17 protein-coding genes are annotated in these 18,013 nt (G+C 41.7%); 9 read left to right on the forward strand and 8 right to left on the reverse strand.

Translation table 11 applies throughout. The features are described from left to right. Positions 1–2: 2 nt before the first annotated feature. Positions 3–731, forward strand: a complete 729-nt coding sequence (treR, locus tag MHI11_RS03920) for a trehalose operon repressor (protein ID WP_340909437.1) — start codon at positions 3–5, stop codon at positions 729–731. Positions 732–796: 65 nt separating this feature from the next. Further along, positions 797–1,231, forward strand: coding sequence for a terpene synthase (locus MHI11_RS03925; RefSeq protein WP_340960500.1), 435 nt, complete (start codon positions 797–799; stop codon positions 1,229–1,231). 136 nt (positions 1,232–1,367) lie between these two features. Here MHI11_RS03925 and MHI11_RS03930 read toward each other — a convergent pair whose 3' ends face one another. Both MHI11_RS03930 and MHI11_RS03935 read right to left on the reverse strand, forming a co-directional pair. Further along, complete coding sequence (locus MHI11_RS03930) at positions 1,368–2,720, reverse strand: IS1182 family transposase (RefSeq protein ID WP_340960248.1); 1,353 nt, start codon at positions 2,718–2,720, stop codon at positions 1,368–1,370. 132 nt (positions 2,721–2,852) lie between these two features. Then, positions 2,853–7,142, reverse strand: coding sequence for a multifunctional 2',3'-cyclic-nucleotide 2'-phosphodiesterase/3'-nucleotidase/5'-nucleotidase (locus tag MHI11_RS03935; protein ID WP_340960501.1), 4,290 nt, complete (start codon positions 7,140–7,142; stop codon positions 2,853–2,855). A gap of 254 nt (positions 7,143–7,396) precedes the next feature. Between MHI11_RS03935 and MHI11_RS03940 the strand changes: the two genes are divergently transcribed. Then, the gene (locus tag MHI11_RS03940; protein WP_106066736.1) at positions 7,397–7,915 is read left to right on the forward strand and encodes a type 1 glutamine amidotransferase domain-containing protein; all 519 of its coding nucleotides are present in this window, start codon (positions 7,397–7,399) and stop codon (positions 7,913–7,915) included. 112 nt (positions 7,916–8,027) lie between these two features. On the opposite strand, the gene MHI11_RS03945 is transcribed toward MHI11_RS03940, so the two are convergent. After that, positions 8,028–8,243, reverse strand: coding sequence for a DUF1128 domain-containing protein (locus MHI11_RS03945; protein ID WP_003214000.1), 216 nt, complete (start codon positions 8,241–8,243; stop codon positions 8,028–8,030). A gap of 77 nt (positions 8,244–8,320) precedes the next feature. Further along, entirely contained in the window at positions 8,321–9,676 is a 1,356-nt protein-coding gene (locus MHI11_RS03950; protein WP_065097474.1) for an alanine/glycine:cation symporter family protein, read from the reverse strand. A 174-nt stretch (positions 9,677–9,850) separates the two neighbouring features. On the opposite strand from MHI11_RS03950, the gene MHI11_RS03955 reads away from it, so the two are divergent. The 3 genes from MHI11_RS03955 to MHI11_RS03965 are packed head-to-tail and all read left to right on the forward strand — an operon-like array spanning position 9,851 to position 11,511. Beyond that, positions 9,851–10,321: a low molecular weight protein-tyrosine-phosphatase gene (locus MHI11_RS03955; protein ID WP_340960502.1), complete on the forward strand. Its 471-nt coding sequence runs from the start codon at positions 9,851–9,853 to the stop codon at positions 10,319–10,321. A gap of 20 nt (positions 10,322–10,341) precedes the next feature. Further along, the gene (locus tag MHI11_RS03960) at positions 10,342–10,674 is read left to right on the forward strand and encodes a YtxH domain-containing protein (RefSeq protein WP_106030313.1); all 333 of its coding nucleotides are present in this window, start codon (positions 10,342–10,344) and stop codon (positions 10,672–10,674) included. Between the two features lie 18 nt (positions 10,675–10,692). Next, positions 10,693–11,511 carry a YihY/virulence factor BrkB family protein gene (locus MHI11_RS03965; RefSeq protein WP_044139737.1) on the forward strand — a complete coding sequence of 273 codons (819 nt, stop codon included), beginning with the start codon at positions 10,693–10,695 and terminating at the stop codon, positions 11,509–11,511. A 214-nt stretch (positions 11,512–11,725) separates the two neighbouring features. On the opposite strand, the gene MHI11_RS03970 is transcribed toward MHI11_RS03965, so the two are convergent. Together MHI11_RS03970 and MHI11_RS03975 are read right to left on the reverse strand one after the other, a co-directional pair. Beyond that, positions 11,726–12,226: a GNAT family N-acetyltransferase gene (locus MHI11_RS03970; RefSeq protein WP_106066738.1), complete on the reverse strand. Its 501-nt coding sequence runs from the start codon at positions 12,224–12,226 to the stop codon at positions 11,726–11,728. A gap of 16 nt (positions 12,227–12,242) precedes the next feature. Further along, positions 12,243–13,406, reverse strand: coding sequence for an MFS transporter (locus MHI11_RS03975; protein ID WP_003218010.1), 1,164 nt, complete (start codon positions 13,404–13,406; stop codon positions 12,243–12,245). Between the two features lie 75 nt (positions 13,407–13,481). Between MHI11_RS03975 and MHI11_RS03980 the strand changes: the two genes are divergently transcribed. The 3 genes from MHI11_RS03980 (at position 13,482) to MHI11_RS03990 (ending at position 15,841) form a co-directional block, all read left to right on the forward strand. After that, a complete protein-coding gene (locus MHI11_RS03980; protein WP_268506800.1) occupies positions 13,482–13,859 on the forward strand; it encodes an OsmC family protein in 378 nt (125 codons plus the stop codon). Positions 13,860–13,923: 64 nt separating this feature from the next. Beyond that, complete coding sequence (gene cax / locus MHI11_RS03985; protein WP_340909452.1) at positions 13,924–14,991, forward strand: calcium/proton exchanger; 1,068 nt, start codon at positions 13,924–13,926, stop codon at positions 14,989–14,991. Between the two features lie 67 nt (positions 14,992–15,058). Next, entirely contained in the window at positions 15,059–15,841 is a 783-nt protein-coding gene (locus tag MHI11_RS03990; protein WP_106056770.1) for a YfkD famly protein, read from the forward strand. Between the two features lie 353 nt (positions 15,842–16,194). Here MHI11_RS03990 and MHI11_RS03995 read toward each other — a convergent pair whose 3' ends face one another. Both MHI11_RS03995 and MHI11_RS04000 read right to left on the reverse strand, forming a co-directional pair. Continuing rightward, positions 16,195–16,914: a YebC/PmpR family DNA-binding transcriptional regulator gene (locus MHI11_RS03995; protein WP_044139732.1), complete on the reverse strand. Its 720-nt coding sequence runs from the start codon at positions 16,912–16,914 to the stop codon at positions 16,195–16,197. A 256-nt stretch (positions 16,915–17,170) separates the two neighbouring features. After that, positions 17,171–18,007 (reverse strand): mechanosensitive ion channel family protein, encoded by an 837-nt coding sequence (locus MHI11_RS04000; RefSeq protein WP_003218032.1) that lies wholly within the window; start codon positions 18,005–18,007, stop codon positions 17,171–17,173. Positions 18,008–18,013 lie beyond the last annotated feature (6 nt).

Here is an 18,013-nt window from a genome sequence, read left to right on the forward strand (position 1 = left end):
AAATGAAAGAGAATAAGTTTCGAGTGATTTATGATCAGCTCGCAAAACGAATTGAACAAGGTGAATGGCAGGATAAAGGCATTTTGCCATCAGAGCATGAGCTGTCCTTGATGTATGACACATCCCGTGAGACGGTAAGAAAGGCATTAAATATCCTTGTGCAAAATGGCTATATCCAAAAAATCCGCGGCAAAGGCTCTATCTTGCTGAATCGAGAGAAAATGCAATTCCCCGTCTCGGGTCTTGTCAGCTTTAAAGAACTTTCCCAAACGCTTGGCCGAAAGACCGTTACGACGGTTCACGAATTTGGTTTAATCAAACCGGATCAGTATATTCAGTCTCAGCTGAAAATTAATGGGCAGGAGGATGTCTGGGAAGTCATTCGATCTCGTAATATTAGTGGAGAAGAAGTGATTTTAGACAAGGATTACTTTTTGCAAAAGCATGTGTCGGTCTTGTCGAAGGACATATGCGAAGGATCCATCTACGAGTATATTGAAGGAGAGCTCGGTGTATCAATCAGCTATGCCCAAAAGGAATTTGTGGTAGAGCCATGTACAGAAGAGGACGCCAAGTATCTTGATTTGAACGGGTTTGATCATGTCGTCGTCGTGAAGAATTACGTGTTCTTAGAAGATACAAGTTTATTTCAATACACAGAAAGCCGTCACCGATTAGACCGCTTCAGATTCGTCGATTTTGCAAGAAGAGAAAAAGTGGACAGAGCATAGGCTCTGTCCTTTTCAGGTTTTGGGAGAAGTAGACGACGAATAGATCACCATTTTCAGGAGGAAAGATGATGAGATTAAATAGACCACTAAAATTAAGGGACTTAGAAATATTCAGCGTGATGAAAGATCATCAGATTTTATGTTATGTCATCATTGAAGATACGCGAAAACCGTTTACGGCAGAAGACAGAAAGCTAGAGCCATTATGTTATATCGATGAAGAAGATATACAAGTGATTTTGAATGTTTTTCATATTTCCATTATCAATGATGAAAAATTAAGTGAAGAGGATTTAACGATGGTAAAAGGTTTTTTTGCTGATTTAGTAAATAATACGGACTTAACGAATTTTATTACGAGAGATTATGTTTTAAAGGATTTATATGATGTCGATGATGAAAATGACATGATGTTCTTTAATAGGATGCTTCGGCATATAGGGTCAGATGATGTAAAAGAATTCGACGACCGCAATTGGATCTATTTATCTCAAGATTGATATCTTATTCCAAGAAAAGAGGACAGAGCATAGGCTCTGTCCTCAGATTGTAGAGAAACTCATGTTTTTCTACAATCTTTTTTATTTTCATCGTAATGATGATGGATGAGATTAAAGAAAAAGGCCTCCCACACACCTAGCCTAGCTTCGCTAGGTGTGTGGCAATCTTCTTCATGTTCTGACAGGCAGCTGTGAGAAGCACTTGCTCACTCACATTTTGTTTTCCCCTCAACCGGCAGTAGCGAAGCCCATGCAGTTGTTTTGAATCTGCAAAGCTTCGCTCTATTTTTTCTTTTCTTTTTTTATATAGCTCTTTTCCAGAAGCAGACAGACGATTTTGTCTGATCTTTTCTTTATGTTCTTCCCATACATGTCTTGAGATCACTTTTTGATGATTTTTCGACCTTGTACAGCTCTCTAGGAAAGGACACGATACGCATTTTTTAGGGTCTGATTTGTAGAATCGATAACCTTTTCGATCAGTTGTTGTATATAATAGCTTCTCGCCATTTGGGCATATGTAGTGATCATGTTCAGAATCATACTGAAATTTCCATTTCTCAAATAATCCTCTTGTTGGATGAAAGCGTCTATGTGCGATGACACCAAAAATACGGCGATCGGATAAACCTTTACAGATTGGGGTTGTCAAATAACCAGAATCAAGGGCAACAGCTTCTACTTGAAAACCAAATCGGGCGATTTGGTGATCCAATCGATCAAGATACGGAACAGAGTCATGGATATTGCCGGGCGTGACATGGGCATCCGTGATGATATTGTACTTCATATCCGTTGTACGGTGGTCTAGGTAGAAAAAGCCTTCTGGCTTGTTTTCACGATAAAGATAGCCACTTTCAGGGTCAGTCGTACTTTGACGAATGTCTTTTTCCGTTTTCACCTCCTCTTTTACCTTTAAGGGCTTTTTTCCGTGTACCTCTCGATCTTCTTGGATCGCTTCTTCTAAATCATTTATATAGTTCTGAGTATCTTGTTCAATCGTTTTTCTCGTATATTTATGTTTATTGGCATTGGCTTTAAGATGAGTCGAATCAGTAAAAAGAACGCGGCCTCCTACCATATCATGATTGATGGCTTGAAGCACAATTTCATCAAAAATGTCTTGAAAAATCGTTGTATCTTTGAATCGAGTACGACGATTCCAGCTAATGGTCGAGTGGTGGGGAACGGGGTCATTGATGTTCAAACCTAAAAACCATCTATACGCCATGTTATAGTAAATTTCTTTTTCAAGTTGTCTTTCAGAACGGATACCGTACAGGTATCCGATAAACATCATTTTGAACAAAATAAGTGGATCAAGAGAAGGACGACCTTTATTCTCACTATAATAGGGTTTGACTTTATCTACGATAAATGAAAAATCAATGTACTGATCAATTTTACGAAGCAGGTGATCCTCTTCGACCAGTTGATCTAGCAATACAAATTCGGCTTCGTGCTGAGAAGAATTTCTAGTGTGGAACATGAGAAAAACACCTTCCTTTAGTATGCTTTTATCTATTATAAAACGGGGGAATGGAAACTTTAAGGGAAAAAATAAAGCTGTCGAGATTTTCTCGACAGCCTGAGGACAGAGCATAGGCTCTGTCCTTTTCCTTTAGGATGATACATTTTTTCTTGTACGCTTGCGCTGGTAGTAATATAGGATACCGCCAGCAGCGAGCATGAGCACGCCAATCAATACAGCTGTATACATCATTGTGGCAGTATTCGGCAATGTGCCGCCAGGAAGGCTTGTTCCATCTTGGTTTGGATCTGTACCTGTCCCTCCGCCTGGTGCTGTTGTTCCGCCGTCTCCGCCAGTTTGATCTGGAGTTGTTCCAACTGCCCCGCTTTGGTTAAGGACCGTGTATTCGCTGAAGTGCTCAGTTTGACCTGATACGACTCCGTTTTCAAATGATCCATTACTAGTTTTGGTGTAACGATTTTTCTTGCGATCCACATAATATACACTAGGTTTTTTCGCCTTTTGAGGCTCGTCTAGTGTAAAGGATAGTGTGACAGGGTCTTTAAAGGTCGAGACCTTTTTCTTGTCTTGTTTGATTTGGAAATCATACGTATCCGTTAATGCGTTTTTCACTTTATCCGTCTTTGTCATCCATATATCTGCGCTTGTCTCGGACAAATTCGAGAGCGGTAATGCGAGTCCCACTTTGTCATGATAGATGGTGACGTTTGGATCTTGCTCTCTTTTTTTCAGCTCGGCTACTTGCGCTTTTGATAGAGACAATTGAACGTTTTTCGCTTTGCTTGCTTTGTCTAAATAGAGCAATGCTTTGTTTGTATGCTGTACATACGTTTGGAATTTTTTATCATCTTGAATGTCGTAAGCGCCTTTTCCTTTCACGCGAGGAAGGAACACTTCTTTCACCCTGTGATCGATAACAGGCGAAATTTGACCGTCTGCCTTTTCAATTTGCTCTTTGAAAATTTCATAGTCGACATACCCTAAGTCTTCACCGTGAGAGGCTTCTGTAAAGACGCTGTAGCCGTCGCCACCTGTGCCAACAAATGCGTTTGTGGCTACGCGGTATGTTTTCTCATCATCAATGTCTGTCAGTTGACCTTTTTGATCTTTCAGTTTCACATCAATCAGTCTGCTTCCAGCTGGTTTACTGAGTGTAAACGTATATTCAATGCCAGCTACATGAGGGAATGCGCCTCCACCTTCCTCAATGCCTGACAGCCCTTGTTCGAGAGCTTTCTTAATTTGACTGCCTTTTAAATCTGCGACATAAAGTGTATTTCCAAAAGGCATCACCGTTAAAATATCACCTAAAGTGATATCACCTTTTTCGATGCTTCCACGAATACCGCCGCCGTTTGTGATGGCAAGGTCAGCTCCAGCAGATTCTTGCGCTTTCTGCAGCATGCCGTCGGCAATAAAGTTCCCAAGATTCGTTTCCTTCGCACGGACATGCTCACGTTGACCATCTAAAAGAACATCTGTATGTCCGACTTTTTCTGTTTTTAAATCTTGAATATCTGCTTTGTATCCATCAAGGATCGCTTTTGCCTCTGCATCTTCTTTGACAGAGTCATCGATCGGAATCAGGTCAAAAGAAGATTCTTTTGGCTGGATGACACCTTTTTTGTCAAAGGCTACGTCTACTTTTCCTAAAAATTGTCCGTAATCTTTCACTTGAGCGACAATCGTAGGTTCTTTTTTATTGATGACCTTTAATTTTTCTACAAGTGTGTGCGTGTGACCGCCAATGATTAAATCAATCCCATCGACTTTTTGAGCGAGCTCAAGATCACGGTTGTAGCCAATGTGTGTTAACGCTATGATTTTATTGATTTTTTCTTCTGTTTGAATGGTGTTGACTGTTTCTTTTGCTTTCTTGTACGCATCTTTAAATTGAATGTTAGGACCGCTGCTGGATGTAATGGCTGTGTCTTCAGTCGTTAAACCGAATACGGCCACCTTTTCACCGTTTACATCGAGCAGGATGTAAGGGTAAATCCCGGCTTCTTTTTTCTCACCAGCTTTAAATAAGGCTGGTTTTTTCATTAAGTCACTCAATTGTTTTTCCTTCGAGACATCCACGTTTGATGACACGACCGGGAATCGAGGCTTTTCAAATTGATGACGGTTTTTCGGATCGACATCTGATGCATCACCTGTCAGGAATTGACGGAGTACAGAAGGACCTTTGTCAAATTCATGATTACCAAACGTCATGGCATCGTATTTCATTAAGTTCATCAATTTCAGATCGGCAAGCCCTTGCCACTTTGTGAAGTACAGGTCACCAGAGAAGACATCTCCAGCGTCTAATAGAATATTGTTCTTGTTTTCAGCACGGACTTCTTTGATCTTTGTTGCGCGTCTTGCCGCATCATCAAGGTGTGCGTGTGTATCGTTCGTATGCATCACTGTTAAATTCCAGTTGTCTGATGTAGGCGGTTCTGTTGTGCCATCGTCTTTAAAGGCTAGCTTGTACACACCAAGACCATCTGTACTTGCATTACGAATAAAGTCTACGCTGCTTGATTCTTTAGCAAACGGTTTGGCTAAAAGAGAAGATTCAAAAGTGACTGTTGCGCCTTTGATCGGTGCAATAGACCAGTTTTGATCTGCACTTGGGTTGATCGTTTTTTGTTCGATAATATAATCCATCAGTACTTGACGGTTCTCATCTGCTGAGGCAAGCACTACTTTATCTTGCGTCAGATGAGGGAAGCCTCCGCCGCCAGAAGCACGATAGTTATTTGTTACGACTAAAAATTCTTGATTGTCAGAGACGGTTTTCCCGTTGTAAGACAGGTTTTTGATGCGGTTGGCATTGGCGTTGAGAAGTGTGCCTGTTGTGCTGTATTTAGCAGGCTGCGTCACATCGACTTGGTATGTCACGCCGTCAATTACATCAAAGTTATACGAGCGGTATTCCTCGTTTAAAATCGGCTGTTCTTTTGAATCGTTCGGTTTGATCTGATTAAACTGACCGGCAGACATTTCTAACCAGTCTTTCACTTCACTGCCTTTCAGTTTCACAATCTGCACAGTGTTATCGTAAAGGTAGAGATCGCCGATATTCTTAATCGCTAAATCTCCTTTTGCGATATTTGTATAATAGTTTACACCGTTTCGGCCACCGGCTTTAAACGGAGCACCTGCAGATAAAATCGGTAAATTTTTATACGATGTGTCCTTCATTTTTTCTTGTGCATACCATTTTTGGGCATCTGTCACAATTTGAATCGAAGGGTCATCCATCACTTGAGCGAAAAAGCTATTAATGTCTGCTTCTGTTTTGCCAACAGGCTTTCTCACGTAATCAAGTGTGTTTTGATGCGTTGTTTGAATGGCGTCTTTTACGGTACTGTTTTGAGATGATACTCCGGCAACAGATTCGATCTTGCCTGTTCCGTCTGTGACCTTCCAGTTGCTGCCATCAGGCTCTAGTGTTAAATCAATGACCCCTAGGTAGCTGCCCCAGTTTTTTGACATGACGACTGGGATGCCGTTGATGGTTCCTTTTGAGACATTGAATTTGTCGACGCCGTTATATTCAGCGCTTGGGAATGTGCCATGCTGGTGGCCTGATACAATGGCATCGATGCCTTTTGTTTTCGTGGCAAGGTCAAAGATCATATTTTCTGATCCTTTAGGTGAAGCGGTTTTTTCAATTCCTGTATGAGCAAGAGCGACAATGACATCTGCGCCTTTCTCTTTCATTTCAGGAATGGTTTCATTGGCAGATTCGACGATGTCCTGCACTTGGACTTGTCCATCTAAATGCTTCTTATCCCACGTCATGATTTGTGGTGGAACGAATCCTATGTAACCAACTTTCACAGTTTGTGAAGCTCCGTTTGCATCTTTAAAGGTTTTATCTTGGATCACATAAGGTGTAAAACGGTGTTCTCCATTTAGCTTTTTGACGTTCGCATTGACAATCGGGAAGTTTGCGCCCGCAATGGTACCGTCAAGGAAGGATAATCCGTAGTTAAATTCATGATTGCCAAGTGTTCCTGCATCGTATTTTAGTTTGTTGAGTGTATGAATAATAGGGTGAACCTTTGTTTGATTGATGATGCTGTCTTTCTCATGTTTGTAAACGTATTCTCCAAGAGGGGTTCCTTGAATCAAGTCTCCGTTATCCACAAGGAGTGTATTTGGGTTTTGTGATCGGTGCTTGTCAATGAGCTCGGCTGTTTTTGCCAAACCAAATTCATTTGTTTCTTTGTCGCTGTAATAATCATAATTCATCATGTTCGCATGAACATCGGTTGTGGCTAAGATGCTGACCTTTACGGCTTTGCCGTTTTCTGTTTCTGCATGAGTAGGTACTGCTGGGAGAATGAGACTAATCATCATAATGGAAGTGAGCAGAATAGACAGGTTTTTCCTTCGTTTAGACCTATGTGCTTGCTTCTTCACCTGATCTCCGCCTTTCTAATTTTTTTGACCACAATACCTATTGTAGAAATGTTTCGTTAACTTTTGTAGTTATTTTTTGCAGATTATTGTAAAGATAACATAAATCATACGAATTACCTTGTTAAGGGAATGTGAATGAGTCGAAATGCTTATTTTTATCATAAAGGGTTTTCTGATAGGGATAGGATGTTTGATTTCAACATGCCCGGGTATAGTGTGTAGTGTAAACGATAATTAAGCAGGAGGGTTTCTACATGGGTAAGAAAATTGCAGTTGTATTAACAGATTACTTTGAGGATGTTGAATTCACCGAGCCTGCAAAAGCCTTTAAAGATGCAGGTCATGAGTTGACAGTCATTGAAAATGAAAAAGGAAAAACAGTGAAAGGGAAGCAAGGAGAGGCAGAAGTGAGAGTGGATGCGTCTATTGACAACGTGAAGCCTGAAGACTTCGATGCACTTCTCATTCCTGGCGGTTTCTCACCAGATATTCTGCGTGCAGATGATCGTTACGTCCAATTCACTAAAGCATTTATGGATGAGAAAAAACCAGTATTTGCGATCTGTCACGGACCGCAATTGCTCATTACAGCGAAGGCGCTTGAAGGAAGAGGCGCGACTGGGTATACATCCATCAAAGTCGATATGGAAAACGCAGGCGCTAAATTTAAAGACGAAGAAGTCGTCGTTTGTCAGGATCAGCTTGTGACAAGCCGTACACCTGATGACATTCCAGCCTTTAACCGTGAATCATTAAAACTGCTTGAGAAATAACGAAGTTGTAAAAGGATATAAAAAAGCCAGCATCTTGCGGGGTGCTGGCTTTTTGTGTGCATGATGTAAGAAAACTGCGTGTAGACCATAAAAACCGTTTCCTTTTGCACCATTATTTTCTTAAGTTTTTTAGCTCGCTTGCGATGGCTTGCATTTCACTTGGGCTGAATGAAGATTTTTTCATCACCATTTGGTGAAGAAATTCGATATCTTCGTACTTGTCTGGACTGAAGTCTTCTGCTTTGATGACTCCAATGTTCAGCATATTTAACTTTTGCGAAATGTCTTCAATCAGCTGATTGACTTCAGCCGCTTTTTGCTCTGACAAGGGCGGCACGTCCTTTCCTGCATAAGTGTTGAATAATATGTCTATTTTAACAGAAAAGCAAAAGAATAAAAGGGCTATTAAGACGATACGGAGATGTTTTTCTCCTTTTTCTCCTGCTTCATCTTATCAATGATTCGTTTGGATTCAAATACGACAACCCCTGATAAACCGATGAGCCCAATTAAGTTTGGAATCGCCATCAGTCCATTCAGCATATCTGCCACACCCCAGACGAAGTCATTTTTAAACACGGCACCGAAAAAGACAGCAATAACAAACACGATGCGATAATACATGACGTACGAATCCTTCGCCAAATATGTAAAGCATTTTTCGCCATAATAGGACCAGCCAATGATGGTGGAATAGGCAAACAAGAGCAGACCGATTGCCACAATGGTTGAGCCAACTGGACCGAGGAAATGTGCAAAGGATAACGAGGTGAGTGCATCACTTTTCACTGTTAAATACATATCTGCCATGACAATGGTAATGCCTGTGATAGAACAAACAATGATTGTATCGATAAACACTTGCGTCATAGAGACGAGAGCTTGACGGGCAGGCATATCCGTTTTCGCAGCCGCAGCAGCAATTGGTGCTGACCCAAGACCTGCTTCATTGGAAAATACTCCTCGTGCCACACCCCAGCGAATGACAGTCCCAATTGCACCACCTGCCACGGCTTGACCGGTAAAGGCATCTGAGAAAATAAGACCGACTGCGCCTGGAACAAGATCAGCATTCATAACAAGAATGATCAGACCGCAAATGACGTAAAATAAAGCCATGACCGGTACAAATATAGATGTGACCCGGCCAATGCTTTTAATTCCGCCTAAAATCACAAGTGCCGTAAAAGCTGTAATGATGATACCTGTTATCCATGTTGGAATTTGAAAAGTAGAATTCATAACGCCGGAGATGGAATTAGACTGTACAAGGTTGCCGATCCCAAAGGCAGCACTGGCACCGAAAACAGCAAATAGCACCCCTAGCCATTTCTGCTTTAACCCGTGCTCTAAATAATACATAGGTCCGCCAGACATTTCGCCTTTTTCGTTTTTGACCCTGTATTTCACAGCAAGAACAGCTTCTGCAAACTTGGTGGCCATCCCGAAAAATGCAGCAAACCACATCCAGAATACTGCACCAGGACCACCCGCTATAACAGCCGAGGCCACACCTACGATATTTCCTGTACCGACAGTTGCAGCAAGAGCCGTCATTAACGCTTGGAAATGGGAAATATCCCCTTCTGATATTTTGTCTTGTTTTGAAAAAGCGAGCTTTAAAGAATAAGGAAGTAATCTAATTTGAATGAAGAGAACGCGAAAGGTGAGGTATATTCCAGTACCAACAATTAAAATCAACAGGGGAGGCCCCCACAAAAAATTGTTCATCGTTGTGACAAACTGCTCAATTATCCCCATCTAATATCCCCCTTTGTTTGTATAATTCTCCTAAAGTTTCTCCTGTTTTTGTGTATTTTGTCAATGCCGATGAGAGTTTTTCTTGCAAAGTTTCCAAAAGAAAAAGGGCTTGATATGATAGAGAAAAGGTTTTCGAAAAGAACTCTTAGGGAAAAGATAGGAGGAGAATGAAGGATGATTCATGTGTTATTCGTGTGTCTTGGCAATATTTGCAGGTCACCGATGGCAGAGGCCATATTTAGAAAAAAAGTAGAAGATGAGGGGCTTAGCGAGCACTTTGTGATTGATTCAGCAGGTATTGGCGGCTGGCATCAAGGCAGTCCTCCGCATGAAGGAACGCGAAAGCTGCTTGATGAAAAAGGCATCAGCTATGAAGGAATGTCCGCAAGACAAATCATGGATGAGGACATCACAACATATGACTATATCATTGTGATGGATGCTGAAAATGTTGGGGCACTTCGCAGTATAGCCGGCTATGGGAAACATCACTTTATTGGCCGTCTTCTTGATTTTGTAGAAGACGACGATCGAGATGATGTGCCAGATCCTTATTACTCTGGGAACTTTGAGGAAGTCCATGAATTAATTGAAACAGGAATTGACCGTTTTTTGACGTATGTAAAGAAAGAGAACCACCTTTAACTGAAAGGAGATCAGACGAGATGGAAGAAAAAAATCAAATCGTGCTCCGAGGAGCTCTCTTAGGTGCAGCTTGCGGCGCATTGCTGACTTTATTTCATCGGCCAACAAGAATTGCACTCAAAGAAAAATGGAATGACTGCCAGCAAAAGCTTGATGAGTACCGTGAGGAGCCAGGCAGAATATCGGCTTGCATGAAAGAAAAGCTGGAAGAAACGAAGCAGCTGATGCGAACAGTCTCAGATGATTTGTCATTTTTAAATGAACAGGTCAATCAGTTAAAGGAAACAACCCCAAGGGTATTAGAAATTATTGAAGAAACAAAGGATCACTTTCAATCGAAACAGACAGATTGATCATTGGAGATGAGGCGTATGGGTTTTATTAAAGCGTTAATTGAACGCTTTTTGCTGCATGAAGGACCGGCAAAATCTGCTGAGCTTGCCTATTTCTTTTTGCTTTCATTATTTCCGTTTCTCATCTTCGTGCTGACGCTGGTCGGGTATTTGCCCCTGACTTCAAAGGATGTTCTGAGCGTCATTTCTGGCTATGCGCCAGAAGGAGCGCTTTCGATGATTGAATCCATTGCCGAACAGACGCTGAATAATCGGAACGGCGGGTTATTGTCGTTCGGGATTATTGCCGCCCTTTGGTCAGCATCTAACGGCATTAATGCCGTCGTCAGAGCATTTAACCATGCTTACGAAGTTGAGGAGAATCGTTCCTTCATTCTCGTACGTTTAACATCGATCATCTTAACGATCGCGATGGTTTTGACCATTATATTTGCCCTGATGCTACCTGTCTTTGGCAAAGAACTCGGTTTATTTGTCGCTAAATTAGTTGGGCAGTCAGACGCCTTTCTCACCGTATGGACTGCAATGAGATGGATCATTAGCCCGCTAATTTTATTGATTGTTTTTACATCCTTATACTATTTTGCTCCAAACATTAGGCTGAAATTAAAATTTGTTCTGCCAGGTGCCATTTTTGCATCGATTGGCTGGATTTTGGTCAGCATGCTGTTCTCATTTTACGTAGGCGAGTTTGCCAACTACAGTGCGATGTACGGAAGTATTGGGGGAATCATTATTTTAATGATCTGGTTTTATTTAACCGGCATCATGATTATCCTTGGCGGTGAGCTCAATGCGCTTTTACATAAGCGTAAAATCGTACCAGGCAAACTATAAAGAAATCCGGGCATCCTAAAGAAGAACGATCAAGTTCAAACTGAATGGATGGGGGAAACCACATATGTCCAAACAATCGAAAAAAGGCGGAAGCAATACGAAACAAAACAAAGGCCATCAGCCTAAGCACAAAACAAGCGGCAGTGCGAACGGGCAAAATGGATATCACTAAATGAAAAAAACTCCTCTGCATGGGTGCAGGGGAGTTTTTCATTCACAATCGTATATATCGTTTAAGGATAAAAGCGGCATCAGGCTTTGACTCATAGTGAGGATCTAGCTCGAATCCGGCATTCATTGCTACACGTTCACTTCGAACATGACCTACGGGACAAAAAATTTCAAATCCATCGACTTTTGAAGAAAATGTTTCTGTCATATATTTCACGATCGTTGTCACAATGCCCCGACCTTGCACGTCTTGACGAATCCAGTAACCGATATTGCCTATTTTCTGATTAAACGTCAGGCGGAACACTCCGATCAATTGGTCGTTCAGCTTAATGCCAGCTTCCAACCCTTTTTGTTCATTGTAGATGGTTTGAGTCGATTGAATAAACGTTTTGACATCCTCTATGCTTTTGCAGTGATGAACCCACGGTAGCCATTCCCCTAAATGAGCCTGATTCTCTTGAATAAGCTCCAATAATGTGTCCGCATCATCTAATTGTAGAGATGCCAACGTTAATTCATTTGTGACGTCGTATGAAAACAAAGGTCGACCCTCCATTTTAATGACTTTCCACCACTGCCGCCGTTCGCCCAAATCGAACGCAGAAAAATACGAACAATATCACGATGCTGACAAGGTAAAGTAAATTCATTCCTTCAAACGTTTGCACAAAGATTCCACCGAGAACAGGCCCTAGAATACTTCCCGCACTAAATGCCATTCCGCACATCAAATTTCCAGCAGGAAGCAGATGCTTTGGCAATAAGTCTGTCATATAACTGATGCCAAGTGAGAAGGTAGAGCCTACAGCCATTCCGGCAATAAAGAAACAAATCGCAACAGCTAAAACCGATTGAATGAAAATCCCTGCTAGTAGAAAAAAGAAAGACCCAACGAGAGTCACACATAAAATGATGCGGCGCCTGCCAAACCGATCGCTGAGCATACCGAGAGGCAGCTGAAAGACAATACTTCCAATGGCAAACGCAGGTAAAATAAACGCCACTGCATCTACGGTCACCCCGCTTCTAAGTGCATACACAGGGAAGTTGCTATTGAGTGTCGTTTCTAAAAAGCCATAGCAAAACGGCATCATAAAGGCGACCCAGCCAAATTGAAAGGCTTTCTTAAAGCGCTTCAAACTGTTTGTCTGCTCTGACGTCTGCACTTCGCCCGTATCTGGATATGTATTTTTCAAAACAAAAACAAGCAGCCAAATACATAAGCTAACAGCACCGGAAACAATGAAAGGTAAAGATGGATTAATTTCGATGAGTGGAGTTAAAAAAGGTCCAGCGGCAAAACCAAGTCCAAAGGATAACCCATACAATGAAATATTTCGCCCGCGATTTCTTGAAGACGACGCATAGGTCACCCAAGTCTGTGTAGAGAAATGCAGCATATGATCACCAATCCCGATCATGAGCCGCAGGAAGAACCAGACAACATAAGATTCAAAAAACACAAAGCTGAACAAGCTTAAAAAGACAGCGGCGCCTCCAATGACAATTAACGGCTTAAATCCAAATCGGCGAAGCGGCGCTTCCATAAAGGGAGATGCTAGCAGCACGCCGAGATATAAGCCTGTGGCATGCAGTCCGTTTAACGTAGGAGAAGTCCCGGCATGTTCAAAAATAATCGAAATGACAGGCAATAACGCTCCCTGCGAAAAACCAGATACAGATACAAGTAAAATTAAAATCATAAAGTGAATTCTCGACATAAGATGCTCCTTACAAGTTCATGCTTTCATCGTACAATGGAACCATAGGGGTTTCAATAGAAAGGTGGTAAAGGAATGAAGCTGACATACGAAAATGATCGGTGGGTGGCAAATACTGATGATGGACAACTACATATTTCAGGAAAAGAAGAAGCTGGATACCGGCCATATCAGTTGTTCACCTCAGCCATTGCAGGTTGTTTTGGAGAAATGCTTACTCATGTATGCGAGAAAAAACGAATATCCTATGAAGGGCTGACCATCACACCTGAAACGACAAGAGAAGGAGCGGCCAACAAAATCTCCCGCATCCACTTACATATAATCTTTGAACGTATCAGTACCTCTGATGAACAAATAGAAAAAGTGATGAAGCTTGCGATGAAGCATTGTTCCATGGTGCAATCCGTTAAAGGAAGTATCGACATCACCATGTCACACGAGCGAATCTAAATGTATACGATGCCGGCACTCACGAAAGAATAACAGTCAGACATATGTAAAGGAGAATGGCTGTATGAATCGTTTGTTTCTTGTGATTGTCGCAATTGGTGTGCCGCTATCGGTGATTGGCAGTTTTCTTCATTTTCCGCAGGTCATCATGTTTGCTGTGTATTGTATCGCGATTATTGGTCTTGCTAGTTTTATGGGAAGAGCCACAGAAAGTCTTGCCATCATAGCAGGTCCCAGAATTGGCGGGCTTTTAAACGCCACATTTGGAAATGCGGTGGAGTTAATTATTTCGTTTTTTGCTTTAAAGCAAGGACTGACAGCCATCGTCCTTGCGTCGTTAACTGGCTCAGTGATCGGAAACTTACTGCTTGTGGCGGGACTGTCTTTTTTCGTTGGCGGATTAAAATATAAGCGCCAAGTGTTCAATGTCCACGATGCAAGGCACAACTCGGGCTTGCTCATGTTTGCCATTATTGTGGCGTTTGTCATTCCAGAAGTGTTTTCGGTGGAAATGGCTGAGGAGAAGCAATTTGTTTTAAGCATTGGCATTAGCATTGTGATGATTTTGCTTTATGTTGCAGCACTCTATTTCAAACTGGTGAGCCACCGCGGTGTCTATGTTGCCAAGCAGGAGACCTTGGATGGGGATGCGGAGACGGAAGAAGAAATACCTGAATGGTCTGGTAAGTTTGCCACTTTGATTTTGCTGCTTGCAACGATGGCCGTTGCGTACATTTCAGAGCGCCTCGTCCATACATTTGATACAGTGGGAGAACAATTTGGCTGGAGTGAGCTGTTTATCGGAGTCATTATTGTGGCCATCGTCGGCAATGCCGCAGAACATGCCTCTGCTGTCATCATGGCGTATAAAAACAAAATGGATGTCGCAGTGGAAATTGCTTTTGGTTCCACACTTCAGGTTGCGATGATGGTGGCACCAATCCTTGTCATCAGCTCTCTTTTTTTCGATACGCAGATGCCGCTCATTTTCTCCTTACCAGAGCTCATTGCGATGGCATCCGCTGTGTTACTCACAGTCATTTTATCAAATGACGGAGATACCAATTGGTTTGAAGGCGCCACATTACTTGCTGCCTATTTCATTATGGCGATTGGATTTTTCCTTTTATAATCTTTTGTGGATAAGGGACGTCTTTGCGGAAAATACTATGGAAAAATGAATGAGAAAGAGTGATGATATGAAAAAGATGCCCCGCATCATGTTTGTTGTTCTCTTATCCTTAAGTTTTCTATACAGCTTTCCAGCGGAGGCGGCGAAGTCATTTAAGGTGCCATCGTCTGTCGCCAGTATTTCTAAGGAGAATACGTATCCGAATGCGTCACAGGACCAGCCATTGCTCCAACCGAGCGAGCTGACAGCCGAATTGTTTAAAACAACGAATGTTCCTATTGAGAATACCCATTTGATCAAAATGCTAAATGAATCCAGCATTTCAGGGACGCCATTAGCTGTTGGTTACCGCGCGACCATTTTCCTTGGCAGATGGGCACTGAGCTATGATTCAAACGAAACGGTGGCCAACTGGGAATACAAAAAAGTGAATACGAATCACATTGATAACAGAGGCGGCAACAAAACAGCCATTGGCAAATACGTTCAAAAGCAGCAAGTCAAAGTGAGCGGCGGGCTCACAGCAAAGGTACCAAACCCGGAAGATGTGAAAACATTGATGATGCAAAAAGCCATTCAAAAAACAAAGCTACCCCTCGCATTTGACACAGTCATTGGCGCAGGAACAAAACGAGATCAGTCGTACCATGTCTCTCCGAAAAAAGCAGCTTCACTACATGCCTATGCACCAGCGATTAACGAAAAAGGAAAGGTGACATACGGAGAAGTGTACCTTGTGCTTAAAGGAAATAAACGCAAACTCGTCGTGAAAAACGTGACTTCACAAGGAATCGGCGCTTGGATTCCTGTTCAGGATCACCTGACGTTTGGGTTTCAAGGGATGAATTAAAACAGTCATCTCCTCTTATCAAGGGGAGATGACTGTTTTTTGCTAATTGGTTTTATCATTTTTCCCTTTCAATTCACTTTTGTAAAAGTCAAATATGGTATATAAATACCATGCGATGAAGAGAAAGAAGAAAATTTTTGTTACTATCATGAAGTTGCTGAAAATTAAACTTAGCCCAAGAATAGGAATGATCATAAATCCATAATAAGAAAACCACCATGTTTTAAAAATGAAGCTCAGCTCCTTAAAGAGTTGTAGAAATTAACATTTTATTTATATATTACATGTTTTGAGAAAATAAAAAAGCCATAGCAGCAGTTGAATGAACCCAACCTCGACTATGGCTTAAATTTTTATTCCCCTAAATCCACATTATGATAAACCTGCTGCACATCTTCAAGCTCTTCTAATACATCGATTAGTTTCTCGAATTGTTCTTTAGATTCATCATCTAATGTCACTTCATTTTGAGGAAGCATTGTAATTTCAGCAACAGTAAATTCTTGAGCGCCGGCTTGTTTGAATGCTTCTTGTACTTGATGGAATTGATCTGGTTCAGCGTACACAATCACTGTTTCATCTTCTTCCATGATGTCACGTACATCAACGTCTGCTTCCATTAAAAGCTCAAGCGTTTCTTCTTCACTTTTTCCTTCGACACCGATGACAGCTGTTTGGTCAAACATGTAGGCAACAGAGCCGCTTACGCCCATGTTTCCACCGTTTTTCCCGAATGCCGCACGAACATCTGACGCTGTACGGTTCACGTTATTGGTAAGGGCATCAACGATTACCATTGATCCATTTGGACCAAATCCTTCGTAGCGCAGCTCATCGAAATTCTCTTCCGCACCGCCTTTTGCTTTTTCAATGGCACGGTCTACAATGTGTTTTGGGACACTATATGTTTTTGCACGTTCTAGGACAAAACGAAGTGCTTGGTTTGATTCTGGGTTTGGCTCACCTTGTTTGGCAGCCACATAGATTTCACGACCGAATTTTGCGTAAATACGACTTGTACTGGCATCCTTTGATGCTTTCTTTTCTTTAATGTTGTTCCACTTACGACCCATCTTATTCACTCTCTTTCACTTAGAAAATACACAGTATGAGGGTCCCCATGCTGCATGAAATCATTCTGTTTTCTATTATACATGAATTAGTCAAGAGGATAGAAGTTAGAGGGCTGAAATGAAGAGATTTCTTAGCTGATGTGTCCAAGCTGTTCAAGCGTTTCATGTTTTTCGAGAACCCGAGTCAGCTCGGCGCACCTAATAAATAAAGAAATAAGAGCCAATGATATAAAAAATAACCCCATCACAAATGAGGTTATTTTGCAGGCTGGGGATAAACGAGATCTTCAAGCAATTTGACATCATGCTGATGAAGTTGTTTGATCATTTCTTTTCGGACAGCGAGGGCGGCATCGAAGTATTTTTCGTCTTCGACCATTCCTTTCACTGTGATCTCAATCCCGCGGTTCAGCTTGTTCAGACCCATAATGCCATGGACTTGAAACGGTTCAATGGCATGCTGGAATTCATCTTTTTTAAGAAAATCATGATGCATTTGATTTAAATTGTCACAGGCCGTTTCTAGTGCTTGAAAGGCTGTATCTGGGTTTTGATTCGCACTAATTAATACAGACTCCGTAATCCGCATGTAGTGCATGTTATAGTTTTGAATTTGCCGGATGTCTCCGTTAGAAATGGTTAACAGCTTGCCGCTCCATTCTCTAATTTGCAAAGAACGGAGACCAATTTCTTCAATCGTTCCATTAAAGAGGTTATTCACTGTCACATAATCCCCTTTATGAATCTGACGTTCATAGATCAGGAAGATGCCTGCTAAAATATCACGAATTAGCGTCTGGGCGCCAAAACCGATGACGATCCCAGCAACACCAGCACCTGCAAGAATTTTTCCAAAATCATGAAAGAAGAGAGAAATGACATAGAATACAAAGCAAATTGAAGCTGTGTACTTCGTCACAGATTTGACCAAGCTCTCGATCGTTTTCTTCTTCTTATCTTCAATAAACTCCGTTCGTTTAAAGAAAATCTGAAGGGCTTTGTTGATGATAAAGACGGCAAGCCAAAGAACAAGTCCAACAATTAGAATTTCAATGTATTTGTTCTTGACCACTGTCAGAAATGTATCGTCCATCTATCG

This window comes from Bacillus sp. FSL K6-3312 (assembly GCF_038007485.1).
GTDB lineage: Bacteria > Bacillota > Bacilli > Bacillales > Bacillaceae > Bacillus > Bacillus pumilus.

What these genes read in the sequence shown, in the direction of transcription:
- MHI11_RS03995 (WP_044139732.1), bottom strand. Translation starts at nt 16,914, where the DNA reads ATGGGTCGTAAGTGGAACAACATTAAAGAAAAGAAAGCATCAAAGGAT.
- MHI11_RS03965 (WP_044139737.1), top strand. Translation starts at nt 10,693, where the DNA reads ATGGGTTTTATTAAAGCGTTAATTGAACGCTTTTTGCTGCATGAAGGA.
- treR (WP_340909437.1), top strand. Translation starts at nt 3, where the DNA reads ATGAAAGAGAATAAGTTTCGAGTGATTTATGATCAGCTCGCAAAACGA.
- MHI11_RS03960 (WP_106030313.1), top strand. Translation starts at nt 10,342, where the DNA reads ATGGAAGAAAAAAATCAAATCGTGCTCCGAGGAGCTCTCTTAGGTGCA.
- MHI11_RS03990 (WP_106056770.1), top strand. Translation starts at nt 15,059, where the DNA reads ATGAAAAAGATGCCCCGCATCATGTTTGTTGTTCTCTTATCCTTAAGT.
- MHI11_RS03980 (WP_268506800.1), top strand. Translation starts at nt 13,482, where the DNA reads ATGAAGCTGACATACGAAAATGATCGGTGGGTGGCAAATACTGATGAT.
- MHI11_RS04000 (WP_003218032.1), bottom strand. Translation starts at nt 18,007, where the DNA reads ATGGACGATACATTTCTGACAGTGGTCAAGAACAAATACATTGAAATT.
- cax (WP_340909452.1), top strand. Translation starts at nt 13,924, where the DNA reads ATGAATCGTTTGTTTCTTGTGATTGTCGCAATTGGTGTGCCGCTATCG.
- MHI11_RS03975 (WP_003218010.1), bottom strand. Translation starts at nt 13,406, where the DNA reads ATGTCGAGAATTCACTTTATGATTTTAATTTTACTTGTATCTGTATCT.
- MHI11_RS03940 (WP_106066736.1), top strand. Translation starts at nt 7,397, where the DNA reads ATGGGTAAGAAAATTGCAGTTGTATTAACAGATTACTTTGAGGATGTT.
- MHI11_RS03955 (WP_340960502.1), top strand. Translation starts at nt 9,851, where the DNA reads ATGATTCATGTGTTATTCGTGTGTCTTGGCAATATTTGCAGGTCACCG.
- MHI11_RS03950 (WP_065097474.1), bottom strand. Translation starts at nt 9,676, where the DNA reads ATGGGGATAATTGAGCAGTTTGTCACAACGATGAACAATTTTTTGTGG.
- MHI11_RS03925 (WP_340960500.1), top strand. Translation starts at nt 797, where the DNA reads ATGATGAGATTAAATAGACCACTAAAATTAAGGGACTTAGAAATATTC.
- MHI11_RS03930 (WP_340960248.1), bottom strand. Translation starts at nt 2,720, where the DNA reads ATGTTCCACACTAGAAATTCTTCTCAGCACGAAGCCGAATTTGTATTG.